This is a genomic window from Micromonospora sp. NPDC047521 (genome assembly GCF_055587305.1).
In genome coordinates this window covers 1-14,483 of sequence record NZ_JBVJGN010000010.1, presented here as the reverse complement: position 1 = coordinate 14,483, position 14,483 = coordinate 1, and the positions used below count along the sequence as shown (strand labels likewise).

Below are 14,483 nucleotides of genomic sequence, written 5' to 3'. Positions count from 1 at the left end.
ATGGCTATCTGGCTGACCAAGGACTCGAAGGTCATCGTCCAGGGGATGACCGGTTCCGAGGGCTCCAAGCACACCCGGCGGATGCTCGCCGCCGGCACCAACGTGGTGGGCGGCGTCAACCCGCGCAAGGCGGGTCAGACTGTCGACTTCGACGGCACCGAGCTGCCGGTCTTCGCGTCCGTGGCGGACGCCATGGCCGAGACCGGGGCCGACGTCACAGTCATCTTCGTGCCGCCGCAGTTCACCAAGGCCGCCGTCGTCGAGGCGATCGACGCCGCGATCGGCCTGGCCGTGGTGATCACCGAGGGCGTGCCGGTGCACGACACCGCCGCGTTCTGGGCGTACAACCTGGCGCAGGGCGAGCGGACCCGCATCATCGGGCCGAACTGCCCCGGCATCGCCTCGCCCGGCGCGTCCAACGCCGGCATCATCCCGGCCGACATCACCGGCTCCGGCCGGATCGGCCTGGTCAGCAAGAGCGGCACGCTGACCTACCAGATGATGTACGAGCTGCGCGACATCGGCTTCTCCACATGCGTCGGCATCGGCGGTGACCCGATCATCGGCACCACGCACATCGACGCCCTGAAGGCGTTCGAGGCCGACCCGGAGACCGACGCCATCGTGATGATCGGCGAGATCGGCGGCGACGCCGAGGAGCGGGCCGCCGAGTTCATCAAGGCCAACGTCACCAAGCCGGTGGTCGGCTACATCGCCGGCTTCACCGCGCCCCCCGGCAAGACCATGGGCCACGCCGGGGCCATCATCTCCGGCTCGGCCGGCACCGCCGAGGCGAAGCAGGCGGCGCTGGAGGCCGTCGGCGTCAAGGTCGGCAAGACGCCCACCGAGACCGCGAAGCTGATGCGGGAGATCATGTCCGGCAACTGAGCCGGCAGGGCACCAGCGAAGGGGTCGACCGGAACCGGTCGGCCCCTTCGTCGTACCACCCGCTCAGTCGTTGTTCCAGAACGGGTAGTTGCCGGTGAGACGCAGGATCGAGCCGCCGATGATGTTGATCACGCCGAACACGATGGCAAGGTATCCGAGCACGGGCGACTGGCCGTAGCGCCGGGCGTCCCGGATGGACAGATAGCCGAAGATGATGCCGAGGATGCCGCAGCAGATCAGGCCCAGCACGATGCCCAGCACGCCCCAGAGGGTCGTCCGGTCCCGTCCCCGCGCCGGTGGCGGCGGGGGCGGCGGGTATGCGGTCGTCACGGCTACCTCCGGGCGGTCGTGGGCGGCGACCGCCCCGGACCGTGACCTGTCGACCCGACCCGGGGTACCGGCGACGCGCGCCCCCTCTGGGCCGAGGCTAGACCCGACCGGGCGCCCCGGACCGGGGTTCGGTCAACTCGCCGCCCTTCGGGGCGGGTTAACGGACTGCTCCCGCCCGCGCGACGTGCCAGAGTAGAGCGGATGTCCCCCGTCACCCCTGACCGTCCCAGCCGTCCCGGCGGTGTGCGCGCCGACGACCGGCCGGTCGACCGCGCCACGCCGGCCCGACGGGTGCCCGCGCCCCGCACCGGTGGGTCGCCGCGCGGGCGGGCGCCGCTACCCGTCGCCGCCGGGGTCGCCGCCGGCTGGGCCGCCCTCACGTCGTACCTGCCGGTCGCCATCGTGCTCGCGCTCGTGCAACTCGGCGCGGACGGCGCCACGCTCGGCGGCGCCCTGCGCACCGCGCTTGCCGGCTGGCTGGTCGGGCACGGGGTGCCGCTGCACACCGTGGCCGGCCCGTTCGGGCTCGCCCCGCTGGCGCTCACCGTGCTCGCGATCTGGCGACTCACCCGGGCCGGCGTGCACGTCAGCCGCGCCATCGGTGCGCGGGACACCCGCTCACCGCGCCGGGCGCTACTCGCCGCGGTCGCGGTCGGCGTCGCGTACGCGCTGCTCGGCGCGCTCGCCGCGGTGCTCGTCGGCACCGGTGGCCCGGATGCCTCCCCGGTCCGTGCGGCAGCCACCTTCGCGGCGGTAGGCACGCTCGCCGCGCTCGTCGGCGCGACCCGGATCACCGCCGTCACCCGGCTGCTCGTCGACCGGATGCCGGCCCGGCTGCGCGACGGCGTCCGCACCGGCCTGGTGGCGGGGCTCCTGCTGCTCGGCGCGGGCGCCGGCGCGGCCGGACTGGCCGTGGCCACCGGCGGCGGGGACGCGGCGGACATGATCGGGGCGTACCGCACCGGGGTGGCCGGGCAGGCCGGGATCACAGTGGTCAGCGTGGCGTACGCGCCGAACGCGGCGATCTGGTCGACGAGCTACCTGCTCGGGCCGGGCTTCGCCGTCGGCACCGACACCGCGATCCGGACGAGTGAGGTCTCGGTGGGCGCGCTGCCGGCCGTACCGTTGCTCGCCGGCCTGCCGCGCGGCCCGGTGGACGGCCTCGGCGCTCTGCTGCTCGCGGTGCCGGTGCTGGCCGGGATAGTGGCCGGCTGGCTGCTCGCCCGGCGCACGGCCCGGCACGCCGGGCCCGAGCGGGCCAGGATCGGCGGTGTGGACGCCGAGGCGCAGCACGGCCGCGAACGGACCTCGCGGCGCTGGGCCGACCTGCTGGTGCCGGCGGCACTGGCCGGGCCGGTTGCCGGCGTGCTGCTCGGCGTGGCCGCGAAGGTCTCCGCCGGGCCGCTGGGTGCCGGCCGGCTCACCCAGCTCGGGCCGGTGGCCTGGCAGGTCGCCGCGGTGGCCACCGGTGTCATCGCGGTAGGTGCGCTGCTCGGTGCCGCCGCGACCCGGGCACTCACCAGGCCCTCCGCGCCGTAGACGAGCGCGGGGCGCCCCGGAGAAGTCCGGAGCGCCCCGTCGAGACCCGACCGGTCAGGGCTGGGTCGGCAGCGCGACGTTCGCCACGATGCTCAGGATGATCAGCAGGATGCCGAGCCCGACGCCGACCGCGCCGCAGATCAGGCCGGCCTTCGCCTGCCCGGCGTTGTTGGCCTGGCCCTGGGCGACCTTCTGCTTGGCGAGGTAACCGGTCACCACGCCCGCGATGCCCACCGGGATGCCCAGGTAGAGGCAGCAGACCAGCGGAATCGACGCGATGCCGAGGATCATCGACACCAGACCGAGGGTGTTGTTCTGCCCCTGGGCCTGCGGGTAGCCGGCGTTCGGGTACGTCGGTGCGCCGTACTGCGGCTGCTGCTGGCCGTACGGGTCGTGGGGCTGCTGCCCGTACGGCGCCGGCGGCTGCTGACCGTACGGGGCCTGCGGCGCCGAGTACGGGTCCTGCGGCTGCTGGCCGTAGGGCTGCCCGGAGGTCGGCTGCTGACCGTAGGGGGCGGCCGGCGGCGGGGCGTACGGGTCGTGCGGCGGCTGGGGGGCGGTCGGGTCCTGGTTGGGCTGCTGGCCGTACGGGTCCTGACCGGGGTTACCGGGCTGCATTCGAGAAGCTCCTTGGGGCTTGTTCCGTCAGTTGGTGCTGCTGTTCCCACTCATGATCGCGCCCAGACCGCCCAACGCACAGCACAGCAGGGCGACGACATACCAGCCGATGCCCACGATGAGCGCCCACTTCGACCACTTGCGCGACTCCGCGGCGGCGGCCTGGGCGCCCGCGTAGTCGCCCTGCTGGAGCAGCGGGTTGACCTTCGAGGCGTTGATGATCGCCGGAATGGCCAGCGGCCAGAAGAGGAAGATGGCGACGATCGACATCGCCATGTTGTTGTTGACAGGCGGCTGCTGGTGGGGGTGGTTACCCGGCTGCATGGGGGTGCTCCTCATTCCAACGACACGGCTGGCGTGCCGGATCAGTGACGGGGGTGCGGGCCGGCACGACGTCCGGCCCGAGCGACCGGCAGCGTACCGGGTCGATGCACGTCCGCACTGTCAGAGATCGGCGCCGCCCAGCCGGAGGGAGTGCTGAAGTGCCCGATAGGGTGGCCCGGTGACCGAGCCCGCGTCCGCCGCCCGCATCGTCGTCCTCGTCTCCGGCTCCGGGAGCAACCTGCAAGCCCTGCTGGACGCCGCCGCCGACCCCGCGTACGGCGCGCAGGTCGTCGCGGTAGGCGCGGACCGCGACGGCATCGCGGGCCTGGACCGGGCCGCCGCGGCCGGCGTGCCGACGTTCGTCGAGCGGGTCCGCGACCACGACACCCGCCAGGACTGGGACCGGGCGCTCACCGCGCACGTCGCGAAGCACCAGCCCGACCTGGTCATCTCCGCCGGTTTCCTCAAGCTGGTCGGCCCGCACTTCCTCGGCGCGTTCGGCGACCGCTACCTGAACACCCACAACACGCTGCTGCCGGCGTTCCCCGGCATCCACGGTCCGCGTGACGCGCTCGCCTACGGCGTGAAGCTCACCGGCGCCACCCTCTTCTTCGTCGACGCGGGGATGGACACCGGGCCGATCGTGGCGCAGGTCGCGGTGCCGGTGCTCGACGACGACGACGTGGACACGCTCACCGAGCGCATCAAGGAAGCCGAGCGGCGCCAGCTCGTCGAGCAGGTCGGTCGCCTGGTCCGCGAAGGCTGGACCATCACCGGAAGGAAGGTCACGGTTCCGTGAGTCCCACTCAGGACGGGCGCCGCCCGATCAGGCGGGCGCTGGTCAGCGTCTACGACAAGACCGGGCTGGTCGAGCTGGCCCAGGCCCTGCACGCCGCCGGTGTGGAGATCGTGTCCACCGGCAGCACGGCCGGCACCATCGCCGCCGCCGGTGTGCCGGTGACGCCCGTGGAGACGGTGACCGGTTTCCCCGAGGTGCTCGACGGCCGGGTGAAGACCCTGCACCCGAAGGTGCACGCCGGTCTCCTGGCGGACCTGCGCAAGGACACCCACGTCGCGCAGCTCGACGAGCTGGGGGTGGCGGCGTTCGACCTGCTGGTCTCCAACCTCTACCCGTTCCAGGCGACGGTCGCCTCCGGCGCCGGCGTCGAGGAGTGCGTGGAGCAGATCGACATCGGTGGCCCGGCCATGGTGCGGGCCGCCGCCAAGAACCACGCCTCGGTCGCCGTGCTCACCGACCCGGCCGGGTACCCGGCGTTGCTCGGCGCGCTCAGCGAAGGTGGCTTCACCCTGGCCCAGCGCCGCGCGCTGGCCGCGCGGGCGTACGCCGACATCGCCGAGTACGACGTGGCCGTCGCCCAGTGGTGCGCCCGGGAGTTGGCCCCGGCCGACGACTCCTGGCCGGCGTTCACCGGTTCGGCGCTGCGCAAGTCGACGGTGCTGCGTTACGGCGAGAACCCGCACCAGCCGGCAGCGCTCTACAGCGACCCGGACGCCCCGGCGGGGCTGGCGCAGGCCGAGCAGTTGCACGGCAAGGAGATGTCGTACAACAACTACGTCGACGCGGACGCTGCCTGGCGAGCCGCCAACGACTTCGCCGACCAGCCGGCGGTGGCGATCATCAAGCACGCCAACCCGTGCGGCATCGCGGTGGGCGCCGACGTGGCCGAGGCGCACCGCCTCGCGCACGCCTGCGACCCGGTGTCGGCGTTCGGTGGCGTGATCGCTGTCAACCGGCCGGTCTCGGTCGAGCTGGCTCGGCAGGTCGCCGACATCTTCACCGAGGTGGTGGTCGCCCCCGGCTTCGACGAGGGCGCGGTCGAGGTGTTGCAGGGCAAGAAGAACATCAGGCTGCTGCGCGCGCCGTCCTGGACCCCGGCGACTGTCGAGTGGCGGCAGGTGACCGGCGGCGTGCTGGCTCAGGTCGCCGACCGGGTGGACGCCTCCGGCGACGACCCGGCGAACTGGCAGTTGGCGACCGGTGAGGCCGCCGACGAGGAGCTGCTGCGTGATCTCGCGTTCGCCTGGCGGGCGGTTCGCGCGGTGAAGAGCAACGCGATCCTGCTCGCCAGGGGCGGCGCGACCGTCGGCGTCGGCATGGGTCAGGTGAACCGGGTCGACTCGGCGCGGCTCGCGGTCAGCCGGGCCGGCGCCGACCGGGCGCGGGGTTCGGTGGCCGCGTCCGACGCGTTCTTCCCGTTCGCCGACGGCCCGCAGATCCTCATCGACGCCGGGGTCCGCGCCATCGTGCAGCCCGGCGGCTCCATCCGCGACGAAGAGGTCATCGAAGCGGCCAAGAAGGCAAACGTGACGATGTACCTGACCGGTACCCGCCACTTCTTCCACTGACCCGACCCCGACCCCCTGCTGCACCCGTGATCATGAGGTTGGCGAGGCGCTTCGTCCGCTGTGCCCCCGCTGACCTCATGATCACCGGTGCCGGGGGGTGGGTGGGTCAGGCCGGGGTGGCGGGGCGGAGTTCGGCGAAGTGGCAGGCGGACGGGTGCGGATCGGCGGCCCGCTCCACCAGCTGCGGATCCTGGGTGGCGCAGATGTCCTGGGCCTTCCAGCAGCGGGTGCGGAAGTGGCAGCCGGACGGCGGGTCGGCCGGGCTGGGCACGTCGCCGACCAGCCGGATCATGGTGCGCTGGTCGCGTACCTCCGGGTCCGGCACCGGCACGGCCGAGAGCAGCGCCTGGGTGTACGGGTGCGTCGGCCGCTCGTAGATCTCGTCCTCGGTGCCGATCTCGACGATCCGACCGAGGTACATCACCGCGACACGGTCGGCGATGTGCCTGACGACTGACAGGTCGTGGGCGATGAAGATGTACGACAGGCCGAACTCGTCCTGGAGCTGCTCCAGCAGGTTGATCACCTGGGCCTGGATGGAGACGTCGAGCGCGGACACCGGCTCGTCGCAGACGATGATCTCCGGGCGCAGCGCCAGGGCGCGGGCGATGCCGATGCGCTGGCGCTGACCGCCGGAGAACTGGTGCGGGTACCTGTTGATGTGCTCCGGGTTGAGCCCGACCACGTCCAGCAACTCCTGGACCCGCTTCTGCTTGCTGCCCTTGGGCGCCGCGTCGGGGTGGATCTCGAAGGGCTCGCCGATGATGTCGCCGACGGTCATCCGCGGGTTCAGCGAGGTGTACGGGTCCTGCATGACCATCTGCATGTTGCGGCGGAGCCGGCGCAGCTCGCCCCCGGAGGCCTTGAGCAGGTCCCTGCCCTCCAGGGTGGCCCGCCCGGAGGTGGGCGTCTCCAGGCGCATCAGCAGGCGGGCGAGGGTGGACTTGCCGCAGCCGGACTCGCCGACCACGCCCAACGTCTCGCCCCGGCGCAGCTCGAAGCTCACCCCGTCGACGGCCTTGACCGCGCCGACCTGCCGCTGGAACAGCACGCCCTGACTGATCGGGAAGTGCTTCACCAGGTTGTCGACGGAGAGGATGGTCTCGCCGCGGACCTTGGTGGGGCTAGCGGGCGCTGTCATCACGGACCTCCTGCGCGAAGTGGCATGCGCTGGTCCGGCCGTCGCCGAGGACCAGGTCGTGCGGCACCACGTCCACGCAGACCTGCTGCACGTACGGGCACCTGGGGTGGAACGGGCAGCCGGAGGGGATGCGCATCAGGTTCGGCGGCAGACCCTTGATCGTCGCCAGTTCCTGGCCGCGCACGTCCATCCGCGGGATCGACTCCAGCAACCCCTTCGTGTACGGGTGGGCCGGCGCCTTGTACAGCGAGCGGACGTCGGCGTGCTCGACGATGCGACCGGCGTACATGACCGCGATCCGGTCCGCGACCCCGGCGACCACGCCCAGGTCGTGGGTGATCAGGATCATCGCCATGTTGAGGTCGCGGCGCAGGTCGGCGAGAAGGTCCATGATCTGGGCCTGCACTGTGACGTCGAGCGCGGTGGTGGGCTCGTCGGCGATCAGGACCTTCGGGTCCAGCGCCAACGCCATGGCGATCATGACGCGCTGCCGCATGCCGCCGGAGAACTGGTGCGGGTAGTCGCCGATCCGCTTCGCGGCGCCCGGGATCTTGACGAGGTCCATCAGCTCGATCGCCCGGCGGCGGGCGTCGCCACGGGACATGCCGGAGCGCTGGCGCAGTGTCTCGCCGATCTGCCAGCCCACCGGGAAGACCGGGTTCAGCGCGGAGAGCGCGTCCTGGAAGATCATCGCGATCTCCTTGCCACGGACCTGCCGGCGCTGCTCCTCGGAGCTGGTGAGCAGGTCCTGACCCCGGTAGAGGATCTGACCGGACCGGACGAACGCCGGCGGGGTGTCCAGGATGCCCATGATCGCCTGGGCGGTGACGGACTTGCCCGAGCCGGACTCGCCGAGCACCGCGAGGGTCTCCCCGGCGTCCAGGTGGTACGACACCCCGTTGATGACCCGGGCGACGCCCTCGTTGGTCCGGAACTCGACGTGCAGGTCCCGCAGCTCCAGCAGGTGGCCGCCCTCGGGTGTGGCGGAGGCGGGGGTGGGTTCGACGGTCATGAGTTGATCACCGCAGCTTCGGGTCGAAGGCGTCACGGATAGCGTCGCCGAGCATGATGAACGCCAGCACGGTGAGCGCGAGGAAGGCCGACGGGACGACAAGCGGCGTCGCTGCCTCCCGCATGTGGATGCGCCCGGTGTCGATGTCCTGGCCCCAGGAGATGGTCGGCGCCTTCAGACCGATGCCCAGGAAGGAGAGGGTCGCCTCGGCGGCGATGAACGAGCCGAGCGCGATGGTCAGCACGACGATGGCCGGGGCCAGCGAGTTCGGCAGGATGTGCCGCCACATGATCCGGCCGTTGCCGGCGCCGAGCATCCGGGCCGCCGCCACGTAGTCCTGCTCCTTGGCGGTGATCACCGAGGAACGCACCACCCGGGCGGCGGTGGTCCAGCCCAGGATGGCCAGCACGAAGATCACCGCGGCGATCCGGGCGTTCTCGCTGTCGCTGGACACCCGCTTGAGCAGCACGATCGCGGCCAGCAGCAGCGGAATGCCGAGCACCACGTCGATCACCCGGGAGAGCACGGCGTCGACCCAGCGGCCGAAGTACCCGGCCAGCATCCCGACGACAAGCGCGATGACGCCGGTGCCCAGCGCCGCGAGCGCGCCGACCAGGAGCGAGGCCCGCGTGCCGTAGACCGCCCGGGAGTACGTGTCGCAGCCCTGGAAGTCGTACCCGAAGATGGCCCCGCCGGACGGCCCGGCGTGCTGCCGGGAGAGCAGGCAGTCGTTCGGGCTGTTGGCGGTGAAGATTCCGGGAGCCAGCGCCATCAGCGTGAAGATGACGACGAGCGCCGACGAGATCCAGAAGATCGGGTTGCGGCGCAGGTCGCGCCATGCGTCTCCGGCGAGGCTGCGCGGCTTGTTGGGAGCGCCGATCTGGTTAGGGGTGCCCGGCTCGCCCGAGGGGCCACGCCGCGCGGCCTGGTTCTCGGTGGCCGCCACAGTTTCGAAGTCACTCATAGCGGATCCTCGGGTCGAGTACGGCGTACAGGACGTCCACCACCAGGTTCGAGACCAGGTAGACCACGACGAGCACGCTGACGATGCCCACCACCAGGGGGCCGTCCTCGGTGCGGATGCCGCGAAAGAGGTTGAAGCCCACACCGGGGATGTTGAAGACGCCCTCGGTGATGATCGCGCCGCTCATCAGGTTGCCGAGTTCCACACCGAGGAAGGTGACCACCGGGATGAGCGAGTTGCGCAGCACGTGGACGGTGACGATGCGGCGCTTGACCAGGCCCTTGGACCGGGCGGTCCGGACGTAGTCGGCGCGCAGGTTCTCCGCCACCGAGGTACGGGTCAGCCGCAGTGCGGTGGCCAGCGACAGCGAGCCGAGCACGATGCCGGGCAGCAGCAGCGCGTAGAAGGTGGGCTGGGAGCCGGCGGTGGGCGGGAAGAGTTGCCACTTGACGCCCAGGAGGTACTGCGCGAGCGGCGCCAGCACGATCGTCGGGATGCCCAGCACCAGCAGGGTCAGCACCAGCGTCGAGTTGTCGAAGATGCTGGCCCGGCGGATGCCGGCGACCACTCCCGCGGTGACACCGAAGATGATCGCCACGGCGAGCGCGATGATCGCGAGCTTGAGGGTGACCGGCCAGGCGGCCTGGAGGATGTCGCCGATCTGCCGGCCGGTCAGGGACTGGCCGAGGTCGCCCTGGAGCAGGCTTCTGACGTAGTCGAAGTAGCGGTAGAAGAAGCCACCGACGCCTGTGGCGTCGAGGTGGTACTTCTCCGTCAGGTAGGCCCGCTGGGCCTCCGTCACCGGTCGTTCGCCAGCGAGGGCCTGGATGGGATCGCCCTGGCCGGCGAACATCAGCGCGTAGACGATCAGGGTGGTCCCGAAGAAGGCCAGGACCATCTGGAGTAGGCGCCGCAAGATGTAGCGGAACATGCTTAGCAGTCTCTCCGGAAATGTGCGAAAGGGTCGCAGGACGGCATCTCTGGTCGTACCCGAAATATCGGAGAGGTGCCGTCCGGCCCGGGGGAGCCGCCGCCACCGCGGCCGGGCCCGCGGGTGCGGCGCCCGGCGGCGGTGGCGCGGTCCGGGCCACCCGGGCGTCGTCGCCCGGGTGGCCCGCAACCATCGGTCAGCTCAGCTGGCCGCTTCGATCTTGACGAGGTTGACCCGCTGGAACAGGTCCATCTCCACGTTCTTGACCTTGGACGAATGGCCGTACACGTTCTCGCCGAAGCGGAGCGGGATCACCGGCATGTCCTTGGCCAGGATGTCCTCCGCCTGCTGGTACTTGGCGATCGCCTCGTCCTGCGTCTTGGCGGCGGAACCCTCCTTGACGAGCCTGTCGAACTCCGGGTTGCTGTAGCCGTAGTAGTTCGACGAGCCGTTGGTGCTGTACAGCGGGCCGAGGTAGTCCTCCATGGTCGGGTAGTCCATGACCCAACCCATCCGGAACGCACCAACCGGCGTCTTCTTCTCGACCTTGGTCAGCAGGTCGGCGAACTTCGGCTCGGCGACGCCCACGGCGTCCACGCCCAGGTTGGCCTTGAGCTGGTTGACAGTGGCGTCGACCCAGTCCTTGTGACCGCCGTCGCCGTTGTAGGAGATGACGATCTTTGCGGGGCCGCCCGCGGCCTGGTAGAGCTTCTTGGCCTCGGTCGGGTTGAACTCGCCTGCCTTGCCCGCCGTGTTGTCCCGGTAGCCGGGCAGCACCGGCGAGACGAACGAACGGGCCGGGTCCTGCGAGTCCTTGAAGACCGACTTGGTGATCTCGTCCCGGTCGATAGCCATCGAGATGGCCTTACGCACGTCCGGGTTGCTGTAGTCCTTGTCGAACGTCGGGAACGCGAGGAACTGGAACGACGACATCGGGCTGGTCTGGAACCGGTCGCCCAGGTCGGTCGGCGCGGTGCTCAGGCTCTCGGTCGGGATCGTCGGCAGCACGTCCAGGTTGTCCGCCAGGACGTCCGCGTACGCGGCGGTGAGCTGCTGGTAGATCCGGAACTCGATGTTCTTCACCTTGGGCTTCTCGCCCGGGAAGGCGTCGTACCGCTCGACGTCGATCTTGCTGTCGTGCTGCCAGGCGCCCTTCATCTTGAACGGACCCTGCCCGATCGGCGCCTGCTCGTAGGAGTCCTTGAGCACGCCCGGGGCGGAGAACGCGGCATCCGGCATCGGGTAGAACGCGGTGTAGCCGAGCATCGTCCGGAAGTCGATGTACGGCTCGGCGAGCGTCACGGTGAAGGTGAGGTCGTCGACCTTCTTCAGGCCGGACATCTCCTTGGCCTTCGGCTCCTTGCCCTGCAGGTCCGTGTAGCCAGCGATCTTCTCGAAGAAGTAGTTGCTGTCCTGGCCGTTGGGGGCGTACGCGCCGTAGTTCCAGGCGTTGATGTAGTCCTCGGACGTGACCTTCTCGCCGTTGTGGAAGGTGAAGCCGTCCTTGAGCTTGATCGTCCAGACCTTGTTGTCGGACGAGGTGATCGACTCCGCGGCGACCTCGTACGGCTTGTTCTGGGCGTCGTAGTCGACGAGCGGGCTGAACAGGCCGGTGAGCACCTGCGCGCCGGACGTCTCGGTGGTGTTCGTGGGAACCAGGTGCTTCGGCTCGCCGATCTGGATGCTGACCGCCGAACTGTCACTGCCGCCGGATCCACCGTCTCCGCCGCTGCCGCAGGCCGCGAGGCCCAGCGTCACCGCGAGCGGGAGGGCGGTCCAGGCGGCGAGTCTACGAACTCGCATTGAGCCTCCTCATCTCCTCACGCTGCGCAGTCATGCCCGACGCTGGGTTTACGCTGCGCAACAAGCGGTAACGGTAGGTCGGGGTGGTGGCCTTCGACAACGAGAGGGTTGCGGGTGCGTAACGGTCCGGGGACGCTTCGCTTGCAGGGCACCCTGACCCGTGCTAGCCCAAACCCGAAATACGGCTACCAGCTGTTGTTTCCTTGAGCGGCGGGGAGTGTCGTGTGCCTGCCTGGAGCCGATTCGGCCGCCGGTGGCCGGCCGTCCGGTATCGGTAGGTCTTGAATTCACCTACCGGTTCGGCGGTGATGGGATCCACAGAGCGTCACGCAGAGTGATGAGCAACACGTGACTCACCGTTACTAACGGCGGCGCGACGGGAGCGCTGGTGGGCCTGTCGAAACGAGGTCGCCCGAACCGCGCGCGACGGCCGTGAGACGATCTGACCGTGACGGCGACGGTTCTGGACGGCAAGGCGACCGCAGCGGAGATCAAGGACGAGCTGCGGATACGTGTGAAGGCACTCGCGGAACGCGGTATCACCCCGGGACTGGGCACCGTGCTGGTCGGCGCGGATCCGGGCAGCCAGGCGTACGTCAACGGCAAACACCGCGACTGCGCCGAGGTGGGGATCGCCTCGATCCGCCGGGAGCTGCCCGCCGACGCCACCCAGCAGCAGGTCGACGACGTGCTGGCCGAGCTGAACGCCGACCCGGCGTGCCACGGCTACATCGTCCAGCTGCCGCTGCCCGCCCACCTGGACACCCAGCGGGTGCTGGAGCTGATCGACCCGGCCAAGGACGCCGACGGCCTGCACCCGGTCAACCTGGGCCGGCTCGTCCTCGGCTACGACGGCCCGCTGCCCTGCACCCCGCGCGGCATCGTCGAGCTGCTCCGCCGCCACGACGTGGCGCTGCGCGGCGCCACCGTCGCCGTGGTCGGCCGGGGCAACACCGTCGGCCGCCCGCTCGGCCTGCTGCTCACCAGGCGCAGTGAGAACGCCACGGTGACCCTCTGCCACACCGGCACCCTCGACCTCGCCTCGCACACCCGCGCCGCCGACATCGTCATCGTCGCGGCCGGCGTACCGGGGCTACTCACCGCCGACATGATCAACCCGGGCGCGGTGGTGGTGGACGTCGGCATCACCCGGGTGATCGGCCCGGACGGCAAGGGCCGCTACACGGGCGACGTCGACCCGGAGGTCGCCGAGACGGCCGGCGCGGTGGTCCCGATGCCCGGCGGCGTGGGCCCGATGACCCGCGCCATGCTCCTCACCAACGTCGTGGAGCGTGCCGAGCGCGGCTGAGGGGGAGGAAACGGTCCTTCTTCGCCCAGCAGGCTGTAACCGTCCGCCCCTGGCCTGATGGGTGCCAGGATGACTGATACGGTCCGGAAAACCGACTGGTATCAGGGAGTGGGACGACCATGGGTAAGAAGGTCACTGTCGTCGGGGCTGGCTTCTACGGCTCCACCACCGCACAGCGCCTGGCCGAGTACGACGTATTCGACACCGTCGTCATCACCGACATCGTCGAGGGCAAGCCCGCGGGCCTCGCCCTCGACCTCAACCAGTCGCGGGCCATCGAGGGCTTCGAGACCAAGGTCGTCGGCGTGACCACCGGCCCGAACGGCGAGGGTTACGAGGCCATCGAGGGCTCCGACGTGGTCGTGATCACCGCCGGCCTGCCGCGTAAGCCGGGCATGAGCCGGATGGACCTGCTGGAGACCAACGCCAAGATCGTGCGGCAGGTCGCCGAGAACGTCGCCAAGTACGCCCCGAGCGCCGTCGTCATCGTCGTCTCCAACCCGCTTGACGAGATGACCGCGCTGGCCCAGCTCGCCACCCAGTTCCCGAAGAACCGGGTCCTCGGCCAGGCCGGCATGCTCGACACCGCCCGGTTCAGCAACTTCGTCGCCGAGGCACTGAACGTGCCTGTGGCGTCGGTCCGCACGCTGACCCTGGGCTCGCACGGCGACACCATGGTCCCGGTGCCGTCGAAGAGCACCGTCAACGGCAAGCCGCTGCGCGACGCGATGCCGGCGGAGCAGATCGAGGAGCTGGTCGTCAAGACCCGCAACGGTGGCGCCGAGGTGGTCGCGCTGCTCAAGACCGGTTCGGCGTACTACGCCCCGTCCGCCGCCGCGGCCCGGATGGCGAAGGCCGTCGCCGAGGACTCCGGCGAGGTCATGCCTGTCTGCGCCTGGGTCGACGGCGAGTACGGCATCTCCGGTGTCTACCTGGGTGTCGAGGCCGAGATCGGCGCCGAGGGCGTCAAGCGGGTCGTCGAGACCGACCTGGACGCCGACGAGCGCGCCAGCCTCCTCGCCGCCGCCGAGGCGGTCCGCGCCAAGCAGGGTGACGTCGCCAACATGTAGTTCCCCGAACCACCGCACCACGAAGGGCGCGCCGGCGAAGCCGGCACGCCCTTCGCGCGTCCCACCCCACCCCGCCCTCACCCTCCGCACCCACCGCGGTGGGTGGATATGGTTTGGGGGGCCCCCCCCCCCGAACAGGACCCCCCCCCCAGAGAAAAAAAACCGCGGGGGGGTGGGGGGTGGGAAC

Annotated in this window: 14 protein-coding genes; 6 read left to right on the top strand and 8 right to left on the bottom strand. The window is 70.6% G+C overall.

What is annotated here, in order from left to right; all coding sequences use genetic code 11:
- On the top strand, positions 1-888 hold the full coding sequence (sucD, locus tag ACZ6N8_RS21430) for a succinate--CoA ligase subunit alpha (protein WP_357991253.1): 888 nt from the start codon (positions 1-3) through the stop codon (positions 886-888).
- A 63-nt stretch (positions 889-951) separates the two neighbouring features.
- On the opposite strand, the gene ACZ6N8_RS21425 is transcribed toward sucD, so the two are convergent.
- Positions 952-1,218: a DUF4190 domain-containing protein gene (locus tag ACZ6N8_RS21425; RefSeq protein WP_354888888.1), complete on the bottom strand. Its 267-nt coding sequence runs from the start codon at positions 1,216-1,218 to the stop codon at positions 952-954.
- 201 nt (positions 1,219-1,419) lie between these two features.
- Here ACZ6N8_RS21425 and ACZ6N8_RS21420 point away from each other — a divergent pair, with 201 nt between their 5' ends.
- Positions 1,420-2,757 carry a cell division protein PerM gene (locus ACZ6N8_RS21420; RefSeq protein ID WP_466012206.1) on the top strand — a complete coding sequence of 446 codons (1,338 nt, stop codon included), beginning with the start codon at positions 1,420-1,422 and terminating at the stop codon, positions 2,755-2,757.
- Between the two features lie 54 nt (positions 2,758-2,811).
- On the opposite strand, the gene ACZ6N8_RS21415 is transcribed toward ACZ6N8_RS21420, so the two are convergent.
- Positions 2,812-3,375, bottom strand: a complete 564-nt coding sequence (locus ACZ6N8_RS21415; RefSeq protein WP_364375338.1) for a DUF4190 domain-containing protein — start codon at positions 3,373-3,375, stop codon at positions 2,812-2,814.
- Positions 3,376-3,402: 27 nt separating this feature from the next.
- Positions 3,403-3,699 (bottom strand): CD225/dispanin family protein, encoded by a 297-nt coding sequence (locus ACZ6N8_RS21410; RefSeq protein WP_466012203.1) that lies wholly within the window; start codon positions 3,697-3,699, stop codon positions 3,403-3,405.
- Between the two features lie 178 nt (positions 3,700-3,877).
- Between ACZ6N8_RS21410 and purN the strand changes: the two genes are divergently transcribed.
- Together purN and purH are read left to right on the top strand one after the other, a co-directional pair.
- Complete coding sequence (gene purN, locus ACZ6N8_RS21405; protein WP_466012202.1) at positions 3,878-4,498, top strand: phosphoribosylglycinamide formyltransferase; 621 nt, start codon at positions 3,878-3,880, stop codon at positions 4,496-4,498.
- Entirely contained in the window at positions 4,495-6,066 is a 1,572-nt protein-coding gene (gene purH / locus ACZ6N8_RS21400) for a bifunctional phosphoribosylaminoimidazolecarboxamide formyltransferase/IMP cyclohydrolase (RefSeq protein WP_466012200.1), read from the top strand. The genes purN and purH overlap by 4 nt, the downstream gene beginning before the upstream one ends.
- Positions 6,067-6,172: 106 nt before the next feature.
- Here purH and ACZ6N8_RS21395 read toward each other — a convergent pair whose 3' ends face one another.
- The 5 genes from ACZ6N8_RS21395 to ACZ6N8_RS21375 form a co-directional block, all read right to left on the bottom strand.
- Positions 6,173-7,207 (bottom strand): ABC transporter ATP-binding protein, encoded by a 1,035-nt coding sequence (locus ACZ6N8_RS21395; protein WP_466012198.1) that lies wholly within the window; start codon positions 7,205-7,207, stop codon positions 6,173-6,175.
- The gene (locus ACZ6N8_RS21390; RefSeq protein WP_387115704.1) at positions 7,191-8,219 is read right to left on the bottom strand and encodes an ABC transporter ATP-binding protein; all 1,029 of its coding nucleotides are present in this window, start codon (positions 8,217-8,219) and stop codon (positions 7,191-7,193) included. Before ACZ6N8_RS21390 ends, ACZ6N8_RS21395 begins: the two co-directional genes overlap by 17 nt.
- 7 nt (positions 8,220-8,226) lie before the next feature.
- The gene (locus ACZ6N8_RS21385; protein ID WP_466012196.1) at positions 8,227-9,183 is read right to left on the bottom strand and encodes an ABC transporter permease; all 957 of its coding nucleotides are present in this window, start codon (positions 9,181-9,183) and stop codon (positions 8,227-8,229) included.
- Positions 9,176-10,114 carry an ABC transporter permease gene (locus ACZ6N8_RS21380; RefSeq protein WP_354824094.1) on the bottom strand — a complete coding sequence of 313 codons (939 nt, stop codon included), beginning with the start codon at positions 10,112-10,114 and terminating at the stop codon, positions 9,176-9,178. The genes ACZ6N8_RS21385 and ACZ6N8_RS21380 overlap by 8 nt, the downstream gene beginning before the upstream one ends.
- A gap of 201 nt (positions 10,115-10,315) precedes the next feature.
- Positions 10,316-11,917, bottom strand: coding sequence for a peptide ABC transporter substrate-binding protein (locus tag ACZ6N8_RS21375; protein WP_466012194.1), 1,602 nt, complete (start codon positions 11,915-11,917; stop codon positions 10,316-10,318).
- Positions 11,918-12,365: 448 nt separating this feature from the next.
- On the opposite strand from ACZ6N8_RS21375, the gene ACZ6N8_RS21370 reads away from it, so the two are divergent.
- Positions 12,366-13,226 (top strand): bifunctional methylenetetrahydrofolate dehydrogenase/methenyltetrahydrofolate cyclohydrolase, encoded by an 861-nt coding sequence (locus ACZ6N8_RS21370; RefSeq protein WP_266246080.1) that lies wholly within the window; start codon positions 12,366-12,368, stop codon positions 13,224-13,226.
- Between the two features lie 119 nt (positions 13,227-13,345).
- The gene (locus ACZ6N8_RS21365; protein WP_364375312.1) at positions 13,346-14,296 is read left to right on the top strand and encodes a malate dehydrogenase; all 951 of its coding nucleotides are present in this window, start codon (positions 13,346-13,348) and stop codon (positions 14,294-14,296) included.
- Positions 14,297-14,483: the final 187 nt, after the last annotated feature.